This window comes from Ruegeria sp. CE12, assembly GCF_056537525.1.
The window spans coordinates 17,464-36,453 of the sequence record NZ_JBQFRS010000005.1 but is presented as its reverse complement, the minus strand read 5'-3'; the positions used below and the strand labels follow the sequence as shown (position 1 = coordinate 36,453).

At 56.1% G+C, this 18,990-nt stretch carries 26 protein-coding genes; 18 read left to right on the top strand and 8 right to left on the bottom strand.

Annotation, left to right across the window (positions count from 1 at the left end; genetic code table 11):
• Positions 1 to 2: 2 nt before the first annotated feature.
• Complete coding sequence (locus ACR0IO_RS13080; RefSeq protein ID WP_480742058.1) at positions 3 to 1,175, bottom strand: MalY/PatB family protein; 1,173 nt, start codon at positions 1,173 to 1,175, stop codon at positions 3 to 5.
• Positions 1,176 to 1,273: 98 nt separating this feature from the next.
• On the opposite strand from ACR0IO_RS13080, the gene def (ACR0IO_RS13075) reads away from it, so the two are divergent.
• From def (ACR0IO_RS13075) to speB, 6 genes are all read left to right on the top strand, one after another.
• Entirely contained in the window at positions 1,274 to 1,792 is a 519-nt protein-coding gene (def, locus tag ACR0IO_RS13075; protein WP_480742056.1) for a peptide deformylase, read from the top strand.
• A 22-nt stretch (positions 1,793 to 1,814) separates the two neighbouring features.
• Positions 1,815 to 2,309, top strand: coding sequence for a peptide deformylase (def, locus tag ACR0IO_RS13070; protein ID WP_480742055.1), 495 nt, complete (start codon positions 1,815 to 1,817; stop codon positions 2,307 to 2,309).
• A gap of 8 nt (positions 2,310 to 2,317) precedes the next feature.
• Complete coding sequence (gene fmt, locus ACR0IO_RS13065) at positions 2,318 to 3,223, top strand: methionyl-tRNA formyltransferase (RefSeq protein WP_480742053.1); 906 nt, start codon at positions 2,318 to 2,320, stop codon at positions 3,221 to 3,223.
• Between the two features lie 15 nt (positions 3,224 to 3,238).
• Complete coding sequence (locus ACR0IO_RS13060; RefSeq protein WP_155142258.1) at positions 3,239 to 3,493, top strand: hypothetical protein; 255 nt, start codon at positions 3,239 to 3,241, stop codon at positions 3,491 to 3,493.
• A gap of 1 nt (position 3,494) precedes the next feature.
• Positions 3,495 to 3,731: a GlsB/YeaQ/YmgE family stress response membrane protein gene (locus tag ACR0IO_RS13055; protein ID WP_155142259.1), complete on the top strand. Its 237-nt coding sequence runs from the start codon at positions 3,495 to 3,497 to the stop codon at positions 3,729 to 3,731.
• Between the two features lie 62 nt (positions 3,732 to 3,793).
• A complete protein-coding gene (gene speB, locus ACR0IO_RS13050; RefSeq protein WP_480742050.1) occupies positions 3,794 to 4,615 on the top strand; it encodes an agmatinase in 822 nt (273 codons plus the stop codon).
• Between the two features lie 3 nt (positions 4,616 to 4,618).
• Here the strand turns inward: speB and ACR0IO_RS13045 are convergent, their stop codons facing one another.
• The 6 genes from ACR0IO_RS13045 to ACR0IO_RS13020 all read right to left on the bottom strand — a co-directional run bounded on the left by ACR0IO_RS13045 (position 4,619) and on the right by ACR0IO_RS13020 (position 8,458).
• Positions 4,619 to 5,242 carry a trimeric intracellular cation channel family protein gene (locus ACR0IO_RS13045; RefSeq protein ID WP_480742049.1) on the bottom strand — a complete coding sequence of 208 codons (624 nt, stop codon included), beginning with the start codon at positions 5,240 to 5,242 and terminating at the stop codon, positions 4,619 to 4,621.
• On the bottom strand, positions 5,239 to 5,706 hold the full coding sequence (gene rnhA / locus ACR0IO_RS13040; RefSeq protein ID WP_170333886.1) for a ribonuclease HI: 468 nt from the start codon (positions 5,704 to 5,706) through the stop codon (positions 5,239 to 5,241). The genes ACR0IO_RS13045 and rnhA overlap by 4 nt, the downstream gene beginning before the upstream one ends.
• The gene (locus ACR0IO_RS13035; protein ID WP_480742047.1) at positions 5,699 to 6,292 is read right to left on the bottom strand and encodes a class I SAM-dependent DNA methyltransferase; all 594 of its coding nucleotides are present in this window, start codon (positions 6,290 to 6,292) and stop codon (positions 5,699 to 5,701) included. The genes rnhA and ACR0IO_RS13035 overlap by 8 nt, the downstream gene beginning before the upstream one ends.
• Positions 6,289 to 6,741, bottom strand: coding sequence for a DUF3429 domain-containing protein (locus tag ACR0IO_RS13030; RefSeq protein ID WP_480742045.1), 453 nt, complete (start codon positions 6,739 to 6,741; stop codon positions 6,289 to 6,291). The genes ACR0IO_RS13035 and ACR0IO_RS13030 overlap by 4 nt, the downstream gene beginning before the upstream one ends.
• Positions 6,738 to 7,688, bottom strand: a complete 951-nt coding sequence (gene ispH / locus ACR0IO_RS13025) for a 4-hydroxy-3-methylbut-2-enyl diphosphate reductase (protein WP_480742043.1) — start codon at positions 7,686 to 7,688, stop codon at positions 6,738 to 6,740. The genes ACR0IO_RS13030 and ispH overlap by 4 nt, the downstream gene beginning before the upstream one ends.
• A 194-nt stretch (positions 7,689 to 7,882) precedes the next feature.
• Positions 7,883 to 8,458, bottom strand: coding sequence for a LabA-like NYN domain-containing protein (locus ACR0IO_RS13020; protein WP_155142273.1), 576 nt, complete (start codon positions 8,456 to 8,458; stop codon positions 7,883 to 7,885).
• A 130-nt stretch (positions 8,459 to 8,588) separates the two neighbouring features.
• Here ACR0IO_RS13020 and folK point away from each other — a divergent pair, with 130 nt between their 5' ends.
• The 12 genes from folK to ACR0IO_RS12960 all read left to right on the top strand — a co-directional run bounded on the left by folK (position 8,589) and on the right by ACR0IO_RS12960 (position 17,500).
• On the top strand, positions 8,589 to 9,170 hold the full coding sequence (folK, locus tag ACR0IO_RS13015; protein ID WP_480742041.1) for a 2-amino-4-hydroxy-6-hydroxymethyldihydropteridine diphosphokinase: 582 nt from the start codon (positions 8,589 to 8,591) through the stop codon (positions 9,168 to 9,170).
• A gap of 94 nt (positions 9,171 to 9,264) precedes the next feature.
• Positions 9,265 to 9,618, top strand: a complete 354-nt coding sequence (gene rpoZ, locus ACR0IO_RS13010; protein WP_155142277.1) for a DNA-directed RNA polymerase subunit omega — start codon at positions 9,265 to 9,267, stop codon at positions 9,616 to 9,618.
• Positions 9,619 to 9,644: 26 nt separating this feature from the next.
• Positions 9,645 to 11,777: a RelA/SpoT family protein gene (locus ACR0IO_RS13005; protein WP_155142280.1), complete on the top strand. Its 2,133-nt coding sequence runs from the start codon at positions 9,645 to 9,647 to the stop codon at positions 11,775 to 11,777.
• Between the two features lie 16 nt (positions 11,778 to 11,793).
• Positions 11,794 to 12,492 carry a DUF2062 domain-containing protein gene (locus ACR0IO_RS13000; protein ID WP_480742040.1) on the top strand — a complete coding sequence of 233 codons (699 nt, stop codon included), beginning with the start codon at positions 11,794 to 11,796 and terminating at the stop codon, positions 12,490 to 12,492.
• Positions 12,485 to 13,231: a pyridoxine 5'-phosphate synthase gene (locus ACR0IO_RS12995; RefSeq protein WP_480742039.1), complete on the top strand. Its 747-nt coding sequence runs from the start codon at positions 12,485 to 12,487 to the stop codon at positions 13,229 to 13,231. The genes ACR0IO_RS13000 and ACR0IO_RS12995 overlap by 8 nt, the downstream gene beginning before the upstream one ends.
• A 37-nt stretch (positions 13,232 to 13,268) precedes the next feature.
• Positions 13,269 to 13,712 carry an ABZJ_00895 family protein gene (locus tag ACR0IO_RS12990; RefSeq protein ID WP_155142284.1) on the top strand — a complete coding sequence of 148 codons (444 nt, stop codon included), beginning with the start codon at positions 13,269 to 13,271 and terminating at the stop codon, positions 13,710 to 13,712.
• 67 nt (positions 13,713 to 13,779) lie between these two features.
• A complete protein-coding gene (locus ACR0IO_RS12985) occupies positions 13,780 to 14,403 on the top strand; it encodes a LysE family translocator (protein ID WP_480742038.1) in 624 nt (207 codons plus the stop codon).
• Positions 14,400 to 14,870: a hypothetical protein gene (locus ACR0IO_RS12980; RefSeq protein WP_480742037.1), complete on the top strand. Its 471-nt coding sequence runs from the start codon at positions 14,400 to 14,402 to the stop codon at positions 14,868 to 14,870. Before ACR0IO_RS12985 ends, ACR0IO_RS12980 begins: the two co-directional genes overlap by 4 nt.
• A 5-nt stretch (positions 14,871 to 14,875) precedes the next feature.
• Positions 14,876 to 15,295 carry a holo-ACP synthase gene (gene acpS, locus ACR0IO_RS12975; protein WP_155142289.1) on the top strand — a complete coding sequence of 140 codons (420 nt, stop codon included), beginning with the start codon at positions 14,876 to 14,878 and terminating at the stop codon, positions 15,293 to 15,295.
• Positions 15,296 to 15,352: 57 nt separating this feature from the next.
• Positions 15,353 to 16,192 (top strand): signal peptidase I, encoded by an 840-nt coding sequence (lepB, locus tag ACR0IO_RS12970; protein ID WP_480742036.1) that lies wholly within the window; start codon positions 15,353 to 15,355, stop codon positions 16,190 to 16,192.
• On the top strand, positions 16,189 to 16,866 hold the full coding sequence (gene rnc, locus ACR0IO_RS12965; RefSeq protein ID WP_170333863.1) for a ribonuclease III: 678 nt from the start codon (positions 16,189 to 16,191) through the stop codon (positions 16,864 to 16,866). The genes lepB and rnc overlap by 4 nt, the downstream gene beginning before the upstream one ends.
• A 157-nt stretch (positions 16,867 to 17,023) precedes the next feature.
• Positions 17,024 to 17,500, top strand: a complete 477-nt coding sequence (locus tag ACR0IO_RS12960) for a hypothetical protein (RefSeq protein ID WP_480742035.1) — start codon at positions 17,024 to 17,026, stop codon at positions 17,498 to 17,500.
• A gap of 26 nt (positions 17,501 to 17,526) precedes the next feature.
• Here ACR0IO_RS12960 and ACR0IO_RS12955 read toward each other — a convergent pair whose 3' ends face one another.
• Entirely contained in the window at positions 17,527 to 18,909 is a 1,383-nt protein-coding gene (locus ACR0IO_RS12955; RefSeq protein ID WP_480742034.1) for a multicopper oxidase family protein, read from the bottom strand.
• Positions 18,910 to 18,990: the final 81 nt, after the last annotated feature.

Genomic DNA, 18,990 nt, shown 5'->3' with positions numbered 1-18,990 from the left:
TTTTACTGCAGATCGGAAAATGCGTCTTTCAAGCGATCACAGGCTTCTTCGATCCGGGCGCGCTGAGTTCCGAGGTTGAACCGCAGGAACTGTTCACCGCCTGAACCGAATGTTGTGCCGTGATTGACCGCGATCTTGGCTGTTTGCTCGACACGGTTGGTGAACTCAGCGCGATCCATACCTGTGCCCGAGAAATCGACCCAGGCCAGATAAGTGGCTTCCAATGGCATCGAACGCAGGCCGGGAATGCCGGCAATTGCGGCATCAAAGACTTTTCGGTTTTCGTCGATATAGGCGATCTGTTCGTCCACCCATGCCGCCCCTTCAGCAGAATAGGCAGCCGCGGTTGCAAACTGCCCGACTGAGTTCGGCGCAAGCGACAAAGCGAGCATCCGTTTTGCAAACTGTCCCCGCAATTCAGGATCTGGAATAATCACCTGACCTGTATGCAAACCTGCGATGTTGAAGGTTTTGGATGGTGCGGTCAGCATTAACAGCCGGTCAGTGATTTCCGGTGCAGCATTCTGCATCGGGATGTGAGTGTGTCCCGGATAAACCAGATCGTTGTGAATTTCATCAGACAACAGCAGCAGGTCGTGGCGTTTGGCGAAATCCGCGACCGCCTGCAATTCGGCTTGGGTCCAGACCCGACCACCGGGATTATGCGGTGAGCAGAGGATGACCATCTTTTCCTTGCCTGTCATCTGCTCATCATAGGCTTCGAAATCCATCTCGTAGCGGCCATCATTGTTGATCATCTGGCATTCCACGACCTCGCGGCCTGCATTGCGGATCACCTTGGCAAAGGCATGATAGACCGGTGTGAAAAGGACGATCCCATCGCCGGGTTGTGTGAATGTATCCAGACACATACCAACTCCGTTCACCAAGCCCGTGGTGGTAAAGATCGCATCCGCATCCACGACCCAATCATGGCGGGTGCGCATCCACCACCGGATTGCGTCTTTATAAGGCTGGTCGAGATTGACGTAACCGAACACACCATGGTCAACCATTTCGCGCATCTTGTTCAGCACGGGCGCAGGCGCCCGGTAGTCCGTGTCTGCGACCCACATGGCGATCCCGTCATTGGTCGGTACGCCATAGACCTGCTCCATCATGTCCCATTTGGCGCAGTGGGTGCCGTGGCGGTTGATGAGATCGTCAAAACTCATGGGTGTTCTCCTGTCTGATCGCAGGGCAAGCTATCCTGAATCGCGCTGCGTGCAAGGGGGGCGTTGCGGCGACGCACGTGATGGCCTAAATCAGCCTCATGAAACGCAATATCCTGATCCATCCCGATCCCCGCCTGAAAACGGTCTGCACGCCGGTCGCTGACATCACCGACGAACTGCGTAAGCTGGCCGATGACATGCTGGAGACAATGTATGACGCGCCCGGCATTGGCTTGGCTGCACCCCAGATCGGGATACTCGATCGGTTGATCGTGATTGATTGCGTCAAGGAAGAGGGCGAGGCGCCCCGACCGTTGGCTATGTTCAACCCCGAGATTGTTTCGGCATCAGACGAAACCAGCGTCTATGAAGAGGGTTGCCTGTCCATCCCGGACCAGTATGCCGAGGTCACCCGTCCCAAGGTTGTTGATGTCACATGGATGGATCGTGACGGAAAACTGCAGCAAGAGACGTTTGATGGGCTTTGGGCCACCTGCGTCCAGCACGAGATTGATCACCTGAATGGCAAGTTGTTTATCGACTATCTCAAGCCGCTCAAACGGCAGATGATCACCCGCAAAATGCAAAAGCTGAAGCGCGAGCGCGCCCGCGCATAAGCGTGGCATCGGAGAACAGCATATGACCGTACGCTCCTGCCTGCCCTGGCCAGACAAACGCCTGCGCAGCAAGGCCGATGAAGTGACCGAGATCACGGATGAGATCCGCGCCATTTGGGACGACATGATTGACACGATGGAGGCGATGCCGGGCGTTGGTCTGGCTGCTCCACAGATCGGTGTGATGATGCAGCTTGCCGTTGTTGACGGTTCGACCGAACGTGGGCGTGCGGTGAAACTTGCAAATCCGGAAATTCTACACAGCTCAGTCGAATTGCGCGAACATGAAGAGGCCAGCCCAAACCTGCCAGGCGTTTCCGCCAAGGTAAAACGCCCTCGGGCAGTAACGGTCAAGTTTCTGAACGAGCACGGTATGATCGATCGCCGGGATTTTGTCGGTATCGAGGCGACAAGCGTGCAGCATCAGATCGACCATCTGAATGGCAAGATGTATTTTGACCGTCTCAGCAAGGTCAAAAAGGACATGCTGTTGCGCAAAGCCAAAAAGGCAGGGTGAGACTGGTTATGCGTATCGTATTTATGGGAACCCCCGATTTCTCGGTGCCGGTGCTGGATGCGCTGGTGAAGGCCGGGCATGAAATTGCCGCCGTGTACTGCCAGCCACCACGCCCGGCTGGGCGAGGGAAGAAGGACAGACCAACGCCTGTTCATGCGCGCGCTGACGCTCTGGGCCTGACGGTCCGACATCCGGTGTCACTGAAATCACCTGAGGCGCAGGCCAAGTTTGCAGCGCTTGACGCTGATGTTGCGGTGGTTGTGGCTTATGGGTTGATCCTGCCGCAGGCTATTCTGGATGCACCTCGCCACGGTTGCCTCAATATACACGCAAGCCTTTTGCCGCGTTGGCGTGGGGCAGCACCGATCCATCGGGCGATTATGTCCGGCGATACCGAAACGGGTATCTGCATCATGCAGATGGAGGCAGGGCTGGATACCGGTCCGGTATTGCTGCGCGAAGCTACTGATATCGGGATCGAGGAAACCACGGCGCAATTGCACGACCGCCTTTCCGTCATGGGCGCGCATCTTATAGTCGATGCTCTCAACCGTTTGCCGGATCTCGCGCCAGAACCGCAACCTGAGATTGGCGTGACCTATGCTGCCAAGATCGATAAGGCAGAAGCGCGTGTTGACTGGTCATCCCCTGCCATAGAGGTTGATCGACAAATCCGGGGGTTGTCTCCGTTCCCCGGCGCCTGGACTGAAATTGAGGGTGAACGCGTCAAACTGCTGGCTTCGCGGATGGCGCAGGGCCAAGGTGTGCCGGGCGAGGTGCTGGATGATGCGCTGACCGTTGCCTGTGGCGAGGGTGCTGTCGAGCTTTTGCGTCTGCAACGGGCAGGCAAGGGCGCGCAAGACAGGGACGAGTTTCTGCGCGGTTGGAGCATTAATGCCGGAACTCGGATTTAGAAAAGGACAACTGACTTGTATTTGACATTGATGGGGACGGTGCTGATTGCGGCAATCGTTGGTGCACTGTCCGAAAAATCAGGCTTTACCCACAACGGGTATTTGCAATCCATCATCATTTGTATCGGCGGTGCCTTTCTGTTTTTCTTTACCCAGATGATGTTCGGCAGAATGTTTGGTTTCGGACTTGGTCTGGGTTCCCCGGGGCTGAACGCAATCGTATCATCTGTTGGTGCGCTCATCATTGTGCCGACTCACTGGAGAAAATGAGATGCCCATTGTCGCATTGATCATCATTGGAGCAGCCGCCGGATTTCTGGCGACGAGGTTGATGAAGATCGAAGCCGACATTCCGACCACCATGCTGATTGGCATAGTTGGGGCACTGGTGGGTGGGTTCCTTTTGCGGACGCTGATTACGGTCATGGGCTGGCTGTCCGGTTTCATCGGGGCGGTACTTGGGGCGCTGTTGGTGATCTGGATCTGGCAGACCTATTTTCGCCGCTAAACGCTTGACCCTCAACAAAAGTGCAGGCCAGATCGCGCGGCAATGATATCGGAGACCGCCGCATGCCACATGATCTGAAACCGGGTGATGTTGCCCTGATGGGCATTCCACTGGATCTGCACTCATCTTTTCTGCAGGGGCCAGCCTTTGCCCCCGGGCGAATTCGCGAAGCGCTGCATTCCGGGGCTGCGAACCTGACTGCTGAAGATGGTACTGATCTCGGTGCGACGGACCGCTTCAAGGATACCGGGGATCTTGACGTTTTTGAGATGCGCGGTCAGGAACCCATTAATCGGATTGAGGCAGGTGCTGCCGAACGTGTGGAAACTGGAGCGCGGCTGCTGTCATTGGGTGGTGATCATTCGGTCGCCTACCCACTGATCAAAGCCCATGCCGAGCGTTATGAAGGTTTGAACATCCTGCATATCGACTCGCACCCTGATCTTTATGACCAGCAGGATATCGGTCCCCTTGGTCACGGCTGCCCTTTCGCACGGGTGATGGAGAATTGCCCGATCAAACGTCTGGTGCAGGTGGGTATTCGCACCATGAACGCGCATCAGCGCGAGCAGGCAGACAAGTTCGGCGTCGAAGTGATCGACATGCGTAACTGGCGACCGGACCTTAAGCTTTCTTTCGATGGTCCGGTGTATCTGTCGCTGGATCTGGACGCTTTGGACCCGGCCTTTGCCCCCGGTGTGTCACATCATGAACCTGGTGGCCTGAGTACGCGAGAGGTGATCGACTTGATCCACCAGTTCGAAGGGCAATTGGTTGGCGCTGATATTGTCGAGCTTAACCCCCATCGTGACCCATATGGGATGACCGCGATGGTTGCAGCGAAGTTTGTCAAAGAAATCGGCGCGCGTTTGCTGATGGGTTAGGGCCTATTGTCTGGGTGGACGGCCCTTATAGACCGGAAGTTGCCAGCCAAATATCAAAGAGCCAGCCCGCAACGCCCAGCATACCAACGCGCAGAGCCCAAGTGACAACAGGGGCTCCAACCCAAGCTTTGTTGCAAAGACTGCAGTAATCGCACCTGAAAAAGCGCAGGAGACGTAGAGTTCACCCTGCTTCAACACCAGCGGCACTTCGTTACACACGACATCGCGCATCAATCCACCCAGACACCCGGTGCTGATACCCATAAGCACGACGATTACCCCGGACTGCCCCAGTGACAAAGCCGCGCCGGTTCCTGCGGCGACAGCAATCGAAAGTGCGAAACTGTCCAGCCAGACCAGCCAATTGTATCGGCTTTCGACAAGATGCGCCGTAAAGAACACCAAAACCGCAGCCGCCGTTGCAATCAGGATGTAATCGGGTTGCCCAACCCAGAAAATGGGATGCCGGTCCAGCAGCAGGTCCCGGACCGTGCCTCCACCAACCGCCGTTAGGCAAGCCATGAACGCGAACCCAACCAGATCAAGCTGCGCACGGCTGGCCACCAATGCGCCTGTCAGCGCAAAGACCAGAACCGAGGCGTAATCCAGCAGGGCAAGCCCGTTCACGCCTTGGCCTTTTTTGGCTTGAATGGCTCCATACCGCCACGGGCAAGCTCGTCAGCACGTTCATTCTCGGGATGCCCAGCGTGCCCCTTTACCCATTCCCATGTGACGTCATGACGGGCCTGCGCCTCATCCAAACGCTGCCACAGATCGACGTTTTTGACCGGTTTCTTGTTGGAAGTTTTCCAGCCATTGCGCTTCCATCCGAATATCCAGCCGGTCACGCCGTTTTTTACATATGCACTGTCAGTCACAATCGTGATTTTTGATGGTCGCTCCAGCGCCTCAAGCGCGGCGATTGCGGCCAGCAATTCCATGCGATTGTTTGTGGTTTCCGCTTCGCCGCCATTCAGTTCGCGTTCTTTGAGGACGTCGTCCCCATCCATCGCACGCAACAATACCCCCCAACCGCCGGGGCCGGGATTGCCGGAGCAGGCGCCATCCGTATATGCAAACAGATCAGGCATGTGCGGCCAACCTGATCCAGTTCGACACCGATCCATCAAGTCCGGTGCCGCTACCATGCCATTGGCCCGTAACGGTGAAGCCAGCCTCCTGCAGATAAGTCTTCAATTCATCCTCACTGTAGTAACTGTAATACCGACCCAGCCTGTCTGGTCCTTCGCCCTGTCCCAGCTTCATGGCGATAAACAGAACGCCACGCGGTTTCAGAGCTTTGTGGATTGCCGCCAGATGGTTCGGGAAGGCTGCGCGGGTGGCGTGAAGCAGGCTGAAATTAGCCCATACGCCATCATAGGCTTCGACTTCGTTCAGGTCCGTGAACTCTGCTTGCCGAGCGGTAACTCCATGATTGGCGGAGGCCAGCTTGACCATTTCGGCCGAGGCGTCCGTAGCCTCAACCTTCAGCCCCGCCTGCGCCATGACCAGCGCGGATGCGCCCGGTCCGCAGCCCAGATCAAGGACCATACCTCCCTCGGGAACCGCTGCGATGAAATCGGTCATACCCCGATCTGCCTTATTGGAGTCATCGGTTAGTTCGGCATATTGCTGTGCCTGTTCGTCATAAACAGAGATGGTATCAGGATCGCTCACAGGTAAACTCCTACAGCAAGACATAAAACGACGATTGCGGTCAGAAGGATGCGCAGTTTCATCCACCAGCGAGGCGCAAGGCCCCAGTGCCAGAATGCGGCATCCAGAAACAATAAGCCTATGAAGCCAATGATCAGGTTTATCCCGGCAGTTTCCGGTCCACCGCCTGTGGTAAAGAACGCCCAGAGAGCCGGTAGGATTGACAGCGCGTAACACGTCGCGGCCTTGCTTCCCGAGGTCTTGGTCGCGAACCCCCACAAGATCCCGGACATGAAGCTGAGAATGACGGCTCCATAAAAAAGTTGCACGTATGGTCCCACAAAGCGTGGCCCCAGCATTTGGGTGCCCCAGGCCTGCAGGTCTGAATTTACGTATGTTACTGCGCCCCAAACAAACGGGATTAATCCGGCCAGGCCAAGAAACAGGGGTGCCTTGGGCACCCCGCTCATGCGGGCTGCCTCAGAACGCGCGGGACCTTGAATTCAACATTTTCTACAGCGGTTTCGACAAGCTCGACAGTCACATCGTAGCGTTCTTTGAAGGCGTCGATAACTTCGTTGACCAGTACTTCCGGAGCTGAAGCGCCGGCTGTGATGGCAATGCTCGAAATGCCATCGAGAGCCCGCCAGTCGATTTCTGTCGCACGTTGTACCAACTGCGCATAGGCGCACCCGGCTTTTGAGGCGACCTCGACCAGTCGTCGGGAATTGGACGAGTTTGGCGCGCCCACAACAAGCAGTGCATCGGATTTTGGGGCTACCGATTTGACCGCTTCCTGCCGGTTGGTCGTAGCGTAGCAGATGTCTTCCTTATGCGGCCCCACGATTGCCGGGAACCGAGCCTGCAAGGCTGCTACAATATCTTTGGTATCGTCGACGGAAAGGGTGGTTTGCGTGACAAAGGCCAGCTTATCCGGATTTCGGACGTCAACATTTGCGACGTCGTCAACGGTTTCAACCAACAAAACCTCGCCATCCGGCAACTGCCCCATAGTGCCGATGGTTTCAGGATGACCTTTATGGCCAATCATGATCATCTGCAGCCCGGCCTCGGCATGGCGCTGCGCCTCAATATGCACTTTGGACACAAGCGGGCAGGTGGCGTCCACGAACACCATTTCGCGTTGGGATGCTGCAGCCGGGACAGATTTCGGAACGCCATGGGCTGAAAAGATCACCGGGCGGTCATCTGGGCACTCATCCAACTCTTCGACAAAGACAGCGCCTTTTTCGCGCAGGCCATCGACCACGAATTTGTTGTGAACGATTTCGTGGCGCACATAGACGGGCGCTCCCCATTTCTCGAGCGCCATTTCCACGATTTTGATTGCACGATCCACGCCCGCGCAAAAACCGCGCGGTGCGGCAAGATAAAGTGTCAGTGGCTGCTGGGTCATGGCGCTGTCTCCTTGAATGGGACAGGTAAGGCTTTTCATACCGTTGGTCCAGTCAGGACCGGTCTGTCATTCATATGACATGAATCAGTGCTAGCAAAACGGTGTTTCAGCACTGGTCCTTGGTTAAAGAAGCGCGGCCAGGACAACAGATCCTGACCGCGCAAATTATTCCGCTTGGTGAGTGGCGGATTGTATCAGGTGCCCGAGGCGACCGCCACGCTGCGTGGCTCGTTAGGGATGTCACGCGGAGGCCGGCCGATCACGTCGCGCAGGTCCTCAAGCTCGATGAAGTTGTCGGCCTGACGGCGCAACTCGTCCGAGATCATTGGCGGTTGGCTGCGGATGGTAGAGACGACTGAAACACGCACGCCCTGACGCTGCAGGCTGGCAATCAGCGGGCGGAAATCCCCATCGCCCGAGAACAGCACAATATGGTCAACGCGTGGTGCAAGCTCCATGGCATCGACGGTGAGCTCGATATCCATGTTTCCTTTGACCTTCCGACGCCCCATGCTGTCGGTGTATTCTTTCGCCGGTTTAGTGACCATGGTGAAGCCATTGTAATGCAGCCAGTCAACCAGTGGGCGGATCGGTGAGTATTCGTCGTTTTCGAGCAGCGCTGTGTAATAAAAGGCTCTCAGCAGCTTCCCCCTGCGCATGAACTCTTGCCGCAGAAGCTTGTAGTCGATGTCAAAACCGAGAGCTTTTGCCGCAGCATAAAGATTCGAGCCGTCGATGAACAGCGCTAGCCGTTCGTCCTTATAAAACATAAACAGTCCCTTTCGGTATAACCCAGAGCGCCGCGTGTTACGTGAGTGAGTGAATGAAAAATGATCGACGCGCTGGTGTCCCTATAATTAGGGCTTTTGGGCTGTATCGCAAGTATGCGTCATCAGGAATATGGGGTCAGAAGTGAACAAAACTTGCTCAAACGCAGTGTTAGCGCTAGGCGCAAATCTCAATCTGAGAGATAATGAGCCCAGTGTGACACTTCGCCAAGCGATTGATGCGTTGGAGCGTCAGGGTGTGGTGATTCGCAGGGTGAGCCGTTTCTTTGAAACTCCGTGCTTTCCGGCGGGTGCGGGGCCTGATTACGTGAATGCTGCGGCGCTAATCGAAACCGATCTGGATCCGAACGGCCTGTTGGAATTGCTGCATCGGGTTGAACACGAATTTGGCCGCGCACGCGAACAGCGTTGGGGTATGCGCACTCTGGACCTTGATCTGGTGTGTTGGGAGGATCTCGTGCTACCGGATCAGGCCGAATATAAACGCTGGCTCAACTTAGCTGCGGATCAACAGTCTCAGGTCGCGCCAGATCAGTTGATTGTTCCGCATCCCCGTTTGCAGGACCGGGCCTTTGTGCTTGTTCCGATGGCTGACATTGCACCTGATTGGCGTCATCCCGTTCTCGACCTGACCGTGACTGAAATGATTGCCAGGTTGCCAGCCGAGGATGTATCTGCGGTCACACCGATGTGAAGCATTGGAAAAAGCCATTTCCCGCTTGTCAATGCGGGGAATCACGCTTAGATAAACCCCTTCCTGACACAGATTCATTTGTGGAGAGCGCCCTATGGCCCGCGTGACGGTCGAAGACTGCGTAGACAAGGTTCCGAACCGGTTCGAACTGGTGATGCTTGCCGCCCATCGTGCGCGCGAGATTTCTGCCGGTGCCGCGATCACCGTAGATCGTGACAACGACAAGAACCCTGTCGTTTCGCTGCGTGAAATCGCAGATGAGACTCAGAGCGCGGATGAACTGCGTGAGCGTCTGATCGAAGCGAACCAGACCCAGATCGAAGTTGACGAGCCTGAAGAAGATCAGATGGCGCTGCTTATGGGTGCTGAATCGGACAAGCCTGCCGACGACGACATGTCCGAAGAAAAGCTCCTGCGCGCTCTGATGGAGGCTCAAGGCCAGGGGTAACCCAAGCTACACAAGGTGCGGACCGGATGATTTCTGCTGACGACTTGATTGCGCTGGTCCGCAACTACAACCCAAAGACAAATGCAGATCGCATCGCCCGGGCTTACGAGTTCGGGCAGCAAATGCATGAAGGGCAGTTCCGCCATTCCGGAGAGCCCTATTTTAGTCATCCCGTTGCCGTTGCCGCGATCCTGACCGAACAGCGTCTGGATGATGCGACCATCATCACGGCTCTCCTGCACGATACAATCGAAGACACCAAAGCCAGCTACGGCAAGATTTCCGAGTTGTTCGGAGAGGAAGTCGCCAAGCTGGTTGATGGTGTAACCAAGCTGACCAATCTGCAGTTATCCAGCCGCGAAACCAAGCAGGCGGAAAACTTCCGTAAGCTCTTCATGGCGATGTCCAAAGATCTGCGGGTTATCTTGGTCAAGCTTGCCGACCGCCTGCACAATATGCGCACTATCAAGGCGATGCGGCCGGAAAAGCAGGTCATCAAAGCGCGTGAGACAATGGATATCTATGCGCCATTGGCTGGCCGTATGGGTATGCAGTGGATGCGCGAGGAGCTGGAAGACCTTGCCTTCCGGGTTCTAAATCCCGAAGGCCGCCAGTCGATCATTCGTCGGTTCATTACGCTTCAGCGGGAAACCGGGGACGTAATCCACCGGATCACCGGAGATATGCGCCACGAATTGGATAAGGCGGGGATTGAGGCCGAGGTCTTTGGTCGCGCCAAGAAGCCTTATTCGATCTGGCGCAAGATGCAGGAGAAGGATCAGGGTTTCTCGCGCCTTTCCGACATCTACGGCTTTCGCATCATTACGCAGTCCGAGGAGGATTGCTACCGCACGCTTGGAGCGATCCACCAGCGTTGGCGCGCAGTGCCTGGGCGGTTCAAGGACTATATCAGTCAGCCCAAATCGAACGGTTATCGATCGATCCACACCACGGTTTCGGGGCGTGACGGCAAACGGGTCGAAGTACAAATTCGCACCCGACAGATGCACGACGTTGCCGAAACGGGTGTGGCCGCACACTGGTCCTATCGCGATGGGGTTCGATCCGAAAACCCGTTTGCAGTAGACCCTGCCAAGTGGATCGCAAATCTGACCGAGCAGTTCGACAACGAGGATGATCACGAAGACTTTCTCGAGGCCGTTAAGCTCGAGATGTACTCGGACCAGGTGTTCTGCTTCACGCCGAAAGGGGATGTTGTAAAGCTGCCCCGTGGCGCGACACCGATTGATTTTGCCTATGCGATCCACACGCGTATCGGCCACGCTTGTGTGGGTGCCAAGGTGGATGGCATCCGGGTTCCGCTCTGGACACGCCTCAAGAATGGACAATCTGTCGATATCATCACTGCTGACGGCCAGACGCCGCAGGTCACGTGGCTGGAAATCGCAGTGACCGGAAAAGCCCGCACAGCCATCCGTCGCGCATTGCGTGAGGTGGACCGAGAACGTTTCATCAAACTGGGCAAGGAACTGGCGCGGGCCGGTTTCGAACATGTCGGCCGCAAGGCGACTGACAAGGCACTGGATACTGCGGCAAAACATCTGCGGCTGAAAGACCGCCACGAACTGTTAGCGCGTCTCGGAAGTGCTGAACTGACAGCTCATGAAGTGGTTGAGGCCGTCTATCCTGAGCTTACGAAAGATGAAGGTGACGCCATTCCGCTGCGTCGGGCAGTGATAGGTCTGGAACCGGGGCAGAAATTCGATCGCGCGCCTTGCTGCCAACCACTGCCGGGTGAGCGCATCGTCGGCATCACCTATCGCGGCAAGGGTGTGGTTGTGCATGCCATCGACTGTGACCGCCTGTCCGAGTTTGAAAACGAACCCGAACGCTGGGTTGACCTGCATTGGCATTCGGGAACCCACCCGGCGGTCTATGGTGCGACGCTGGATCTGACCATTGGAAACGATGCGGGTGTATTGGGTCGCATTTGCACATTGATCGGAGAGAAAAAGGCCAATATCTCCAATCTGGAATTTGTTGACCGCAAACCAGATTTTTACCGCCTGCTGATCAATGTCGAACTGCGCGATCTGGAACAGTTGCATTCGCTGATGTTGATGCTTGAGGCAGAAAGTGATGTTGCGGCGGTCGAACGTCATCGGGACAAGGCGGATGCCGCTGTTGCGGCTGGTTGAGAAGGGGTGATCAGGAGTGGTTTTCAAGCGCCGAGACCGACGCTCGCCTGTCCAGATCGCATCGGAATTTGTCTATCCGCGCGGTGGATGGACCCGCGCCTTCCACTATGTCAAACATCGTGTCCGTCGCCTGCCGGATTCACCTGAACGGATCGCGCGAGGAATCGGGGCAGGGGTGTTTACCGCATTCACCCCATTTTACGGATTGCACTTTGTCGTTGCGGCCGTTCTGGCGCGATTGATCAACGGCAATATTCTGGCCGCGCTTAGCGGCACGTTTTTTGGTAATCCACTGACCTATGTGCCTATCGGAGTGGTCTGTCTTCAGACCGGCCATTTCCTGTTGGGGACCCAATTCGAGAAGGGTGATACCAAGGGTCTGATGGGCAAGTTTGCCGGGGCAATCGGTGATCTGAAAAACAACCTTTTCGCCATGTTTACTGACCGCGTAGCAGACTGGCACGGGCTTGCGCAGTTCTACCATGAGGTTTTTTACCCTTACCTCATCGGTGGCATTGTTCCGGGTCTGATTGCTGGGGTGGTCTGCTATTTCCTGAGCTTGCCGTTGATCCGTACCTACCAACAGCGCCGGCGGGACAGGATCAAGGCGAAATTCGAAGAAATCAAACAGTTGGCTGAATCCAAGGCTGACGCTTCGATCACAAATCCACTAGGGTCAGCCACAGGGCTGAATAAGGATTCGAGCGATGTCTGAGAACCATCTGCGGTTGGGCGTTAACATTGACCACGTGGCCACGGTGCGAAACGCCCGGGGTGGCGCGTACCCTGATCCTTTGCGTGCTGCCAAGCTGGCTGAAGAGGCTGGCGCAGATGGTATCACCGCCCATCTGCGCGAAGACCGACGCCATATCTCGGATGCGGATATCGACGGCTTGATGGAAGTTCTGTCAGTACCGCTGAATTTTGAGATGGCCGCCACGCCGGAGATGCAGCAGATTGCCTTGCGCCATAAGCCCCACGCGGTTTGTATCGTTCCCGAAAAGCGCGAGGAACGCACTACCGAAGGTGGGCTTGAGGTCGCACGAGAAGAAAATAAGCTGGCTCATTTCATTGCGCCCCTGCGCGAAGTGGGATGTCGTGTATCGATCTTCATCGCCGCTGATCAGCGCCAGATCGAGGCTGCGCACCGCATTGGTGCCGAGGTGATCGAGTTGCACACTGGTGCCTATTGCGATGCGCATGCAGAAGGTCACAATGAAGTAGCCGCACGGGAACTGGAGGCTCTGCGTGAAATGTCGAGCTTTGCGCATTCGCTGGGCCTTGAGGTTCACGCTGGCCATGGTCTGACCTATGACACGGTGAAACCCGTTGCGAAGTTTCCCGAAGTGCGCGAACTCAACATTGGCCACTTTCTGATCGGCGAGTCGATCTTCCGCGGCCTTACTCCTGCAATCCAAGAAATGCGTCGCCTGATGGATGAGGCGCGGGCATGAAACGCTTTATAGGTTGTTCGAGAAAGAGAAATTCATAATGAAAACGAACATTGTACGCTTTTCATTGGTTTACGTTGGAACCTGTATCGCGATGCCGTTTATGGATTTGGCAGCCCAGAAACTATTGGGGGCGGAACTACCAGGTGCCGCGGCGGGAATGATCCCGTTCATGACGGCTGCGATGATCGAAGGACAGCGCTATGTGAAAGATCATGGCGAAAAACCAACTACGTCGGGGATGTGGGCAGCATCGCGCCTAATGGCTTTGGTTGGTCTAGTGTGGTCATTACTTCTGGCCGTGGTTTTTGTTATGGTCTTTCCAGAAGTATTGGCACCACTATCAAGCCTTCCCATCATTTGGATGTTAGTGATTCTTGGCATTTCGTTCGTACTTTCCATTTTGCTTTGTCGTTTGTTCATTGGTTTGGGTGCAAAGAACCAGTTGAAGCAGATGGCGCGTCAACACACTCGCTCCTCATGATCGTCATCGGCTACGTCTTCCTGCTCACAGTCGCCGTTCTCGGTATTGTTCGATTGACCTTTGCGTGATGATCACCTCGGGATTCATAGCAATCTGGATCGCGTGGCTGCTTGCGGGCGGCTCACCCGGACCGGCGACGATGGGCATTGCCGGAACCGCCATGAATGAGGGTCGTCAGGCCGGTTTGGTTTTTGCTCTGGGCATTTGCGCGGGCTCTGCTGCTTGGGGCATCGCGGCCGCGCTGGGGCTGTCGGCCATCATGCTGGCCAATGTCTGGGTGTTTGAAGTTATTCGCTATATCGGCGTGACTTATCTGGGTTGGCTTGCACTGAAAGCCTTGCGTCGCGCTATGACGTCGGACGAGGTGGCTTTGGGTAAGCCGGTGACAGGATCTCTGCGTACCATCTTTGCCAAAGGTGCCGCCATTCACCTGACCAATCCAAAAGCAATCCTTAGCTGGGGCTCGATCTATGCCATCGTTACGCCAAACGACGCGAGTCTTTCGATGCTGCTTGGCTATTTTGCGATGCTCTATGCGGGTTCGCTTCTGATCTTCATCGGCTATGCTTTCCTGTTCTCGTCCGAGCGCATGGTTCGCGCCTACCGCCGCGCCCGCCGCTGGTTCGATTTTGCGTTTGCGGGGTTCTTCGGGGTAGCGAGTTACAAGATTTTGACGGTGAGGCTGTCTTGATTGCTTTATGGACAGAAGATCAGAAAATCCTTGTTTTCAATCGATTTAGGTTCATCTTTTTCTTTTCAATTTACCTTTTAATGTCGGTTTCGCCCAATTTCGTGGGGGTGCCCATCCCTGAAGGCGCCTTGTTTGTTCCGGTGAAGCTCTTGGTGATGCCTGTCATGTTGGCCACGATGGTTGAGATATTTCCGTTCTTGTTTAGGCGCTCAGAGCAGTTCTCAAGTGCGACGCTCTGGTACAATGCAGTCTATATGGTTGGCCTTTCGGTATTGTGGTGGTGGGCGGTGCAGATCGCTGTTTTGATCTATGGGTTTCAGCACTGGGGGAGAATTAGTTTCTCTAAGGTCTTTCTTGGAAATGCGGCACTATTGTTTTGGGCTCCGATTGCTATAGGTGTTTGCCGTTTAGTTCTACAATTCCCGGCTCAGTGGCGTTCAACACTGTCCGGCAGCAAGAGTGACTAATACATATGATCCTCGGCATCGGCACAGACCTCGCAAACATTGACCGCATCCAGGGCACGCTCGACCGGTTTGGCGACCGATTTCGCAATCGTGTCTTTACCGAAACCGAACAGCGAAAGGCCGAGCGCCGCGCCGATACTGCTGGCACCTATGCCAAGCGCTGGGCCGCGAAAGAGGCGTGTTCCAAGGCGCTGGGCACTGGGTTGCGCATGGGCATTGCTTGGAAGGATATGGCCGTTACCAACCTTCGAACCGGTCAACCGGTGATGCATGTTACCGGCTGGGCAGCTGAGCGCTTGAATGAGATGACACCCGAGGGGCACGAGGCCATCATTCATGTTACCCTGACGGATGATCACCCTTGGGCGCAGGCCTTTGTGGTGATCGAAGCGCGGCCGCTGCACGAACGGGCTGCGCGGCCTTGACTTGCCCCTGACAGAGCCGCATGTAGCAGCGGACCCAAGAAACAATCGGAGAGCAGTATGGCCGAGGAAGCCAAAACCGGAAGCGGCGTCTGGGAGACGATCAAAACCATCGTCTACGCCTTGCTGATCGCGGGCGTCTTTCGCACACTGTTCTTCCAACCTTTCTGGATTCCGTCCGGTTCCATGAAGCCGACATTGTTGATTGGCGATTTCCTCTTCGTCAACAAAATGGCCTATGGCTACTCTTACGCCTCCTGCCCCAGCCTGATCATTCCCAGCGTGGGTCTGAATATCGACGCGGAAGATATTTGTGGCTGGATGCAAGGTGACGAGAATACGCGCTTGCTGGGTGGTGAACCTGACCGCGGCGATGTGATTGTGTTCCGCCATCCGGTTACAGGCCGTGACTACATTAAGCGACTTATCGGCCTGCCGGGGGATCGCGTGCAGGTGCGTGATGGCGTGGTGATCCTTAACGGGACTCCCGTGCAGCAAAAACCTGACGGCGTGTTCACTGAGATCGCTGAACCTCAGGGTCCGCAGGGCCTGCGCCCGCGGTGCTCGAACGGTCCTGTCGGGATTGGCGGCGTCTGTGAAAAAGAACGCTTTATTGAAACACTGCCGAACGGCGTTTCTTACGAAGTGCTCAACATCGGCAATCAGGGGGCAGACAATACAGGCGTCTATATCGTTCCCGAAGGCCACTATTTCTTTATGGGTGATAACCGCGACAACTCCAGTGACAGCCGTTTGCCGCAGTCAGCTGGCGGTGTTGGCTACGTGCCCTACGAAAACCTGATCGGTCGGGCTGATCGTATCATGTTCTCGTCCGCTGGTCGTTCCATGCTGTTCTTCTGGACGTGGCGTGGTGATCGGTTCTTTGAGGCGGTCAATTGAAGCTATCGGCTGAAATGAAGGCGTTCCAGCAACGTCTGGGGTACGAATTCAAAAGCCCTGAGTTGCTGGTACGCGCACTGACCCACGGGTCGGTTTCTTCCTCCACGCGGCCCGACAACCAGCGGCTGGAGTTTCTGGGCGACCGGGTGTTGGGATTGGTGATGGCCACGGCGCTGCTTGAGGCCGACAAAAAGGCCTCGGAAGGGCAGCTTGCTCCGCGGTTCAATGCGTTGGTCAGAAAAGAGGCTTGCGCCGACGTGGCGCGCCAGATCGATCTGGGGGCGGTGCTGAAGCTGGGCCGATCCGAAATGCTGTCTGGTGGTCGTCGTAAGCAAGCATTGCTGGGCGATGCGATGGAGGCGGTGATTGCCGCCGTCTATCGCGATGCCGGGTTTGAGGCGGCGCGCGATGTGATCCTCGCGCTATGGGGTGACCGCATCCACAATGTTGAGGCCGACGCTCGCGATGCCAAGACATCTCTTCAGGAATGGGCGCAGGCCCGGGGGCAAAAACCACCATCCTATGTCGAAGTATCACGCAGCGGTCCTGATCATGCACCAGTGTTCACCATAGCCGCCCGCCTGCAAGACGGGACCGAGGCCCAATCGACCGCCGGATCAAAGCGCCAAGCCGAGCAGGCGGCAGCCAAAGCACTGTTGGCGCAACTCAAGTAGCACACGGTCTCAGGCCCGGATTGTTACAGTTTTTCAATCTAACTTGAGGTCTATGGCAGGTTATCCATCGCGATTGTATCTGAATGTTATCTGCTTTGGCACTAGCCGAAACGCGACGTGTCAAAGCACATCAAATACAACGAAGTGAGGCGGACCAATGCAAAGTGCAAAACTGACCACCGTGAATATTGGCTTTCTTTTCATCGCAGGTTTCATCGCCACCATCGCGTTCGATTTCTGGGGGCAGGTGATCAGCCCCGGGATAGGATGGGCCAATCTGTCACCTGAGGGACTTGCGCAAAGCCTGCTGTCCAGTCTCGGATTGCCTAGCAACGCCTTTCTGGGCTTTTTTGTTCACTTCTACCTCGTAGGCCTGATTGCCTATCCATTGGGATGGTTCCTGATCTTCAAACCGATCTGGGTTAAGGTTTTTGGGCTGATCCATATGTTCGTGGCCTCCGCGATTTACGGGTTCGGTTTGTGGGTCTTTGCCCTCGGCGGCATCACTACCCTGTCGGGTCTGCCGCCTTTCCTGAACTTCACAGGGATCACCTGGGTCGCGCTGATCGGCCATGTGCTTTATGGCATCGTCATGGTGGCTGTCCTGCGCCTGATCGAGCGCCAGCACGCATGAAGATCGAGGGGCGTGTCACGCGCCCCTCAAACCACCCGGATATATCCGGTTAGCCCGGTTTTCTGATGTTCTATTACGTGACAGTGGAAAGCCCAGTCTCCCGGGTTGTCTGCCACCAGCGCAATCTCGGCCACCTCATCCTTGAGCAACAGCATCGTATCGGTCATCAGTGGCGGTAGTTTGCGCAGGTTAGAGCGCAGAGGCACGAAGGCCAGCCCGTGCAGATGGATTGGGTGCAGGTTCGGGGATTCATTGCGCAGACGCAGGATATAGTTTTTACCCATTTCCAATGTTGCCAGTGGCCCTACGTTCTCAGCAGCGTCGCCGGGCCAGGGCGTCCGGTTGATCGACCAGAAACTATACCCCAGCGAGCCACAGAACCCGTCATTCGGCGCGCCGCCTTCGGGGGTCCAGCCAAACACGAATTCATGCAATTCGGCGTTTGCCAGATCCGGTTTAGCAACCGGATTAAGGGGCAGTGGCTTCATTTCGCGCAGATCGCGTGAGAGGGATTGGCCGACAGCACGCAGCTGCGCCATGATGCGATGCTTCTGACCGGGGATCTTGGCGACCAGATCGACGGTTTTGCCTTCCTCAGGGGGCATAGTCACGGCAAAGTCGACGCGCTGTCCGGGGCCAACCAGCATGGGATCCTTGGCGCTGGGCATTTGCATCTCAATCTCGACTGGATGCCCGTCCCAGGCGATGATCCGCGCCGCAGCGCCCTCAAGGTGCAGTTTGTAGATGCGCGTCGTGTCGGTGTTGACCACGCGCAGGCGCACCAAACCGCCTGCTGGATGTTCATAGCTAGGTGCATCCAGCCAATTGGCTGTCAGTACATTGCCAAACGTACCTGAGCGTGCCGCTCCGCGTGCGGTATATGCGGGCAGGAAGGCGCCTTCCTCATCCAGCCGGAAATCTCGCAGGTTTATCACCTGATCAGCGTCGAAACCCGGGTCTTCCGGCTCGGCTATCACCATTACACCTGTAAGGCCGTGGGCCATCTGCTCCATGGTCATACAGTGAGGGTGGTACCAGTAGGTGCCGGCATCAGGTGGCGTGAATTCATAGTTGAACACTTCATCCGCGCCCATTGGCATTTGGGTGAGGTACGGCACGCCGTCCATTCCGTTTGGGATACGCAACCCGTGCCAGTGCAACGCTGTATAGTCCGGCGTTGCGTTGCGCACCGGCAGTTTCATGACTTCACCCTGACGCCCGTACAAAACAGGCGGGGGCGCATTCGGCGACAGGCTGACCATTTCGGTCGTCATTTGCTCACGGAACCTGAAGCTTGCAGGCTGAATGACCAGATCCTGTACACCACTGCTCGCAGCCAATCCGAAACCGCCCAGCCCCAATGCGCCTGCAGCGGCTCCGCTTCCCAGAAGAAACTCGCGACGTTTCATGTCTTGCCTCGTTGAAATGATAGTCACCTGGCTTGGAATGGCGCGGTGCAGTTGAATGCTGCCATCTCGGGTGCATGGCTG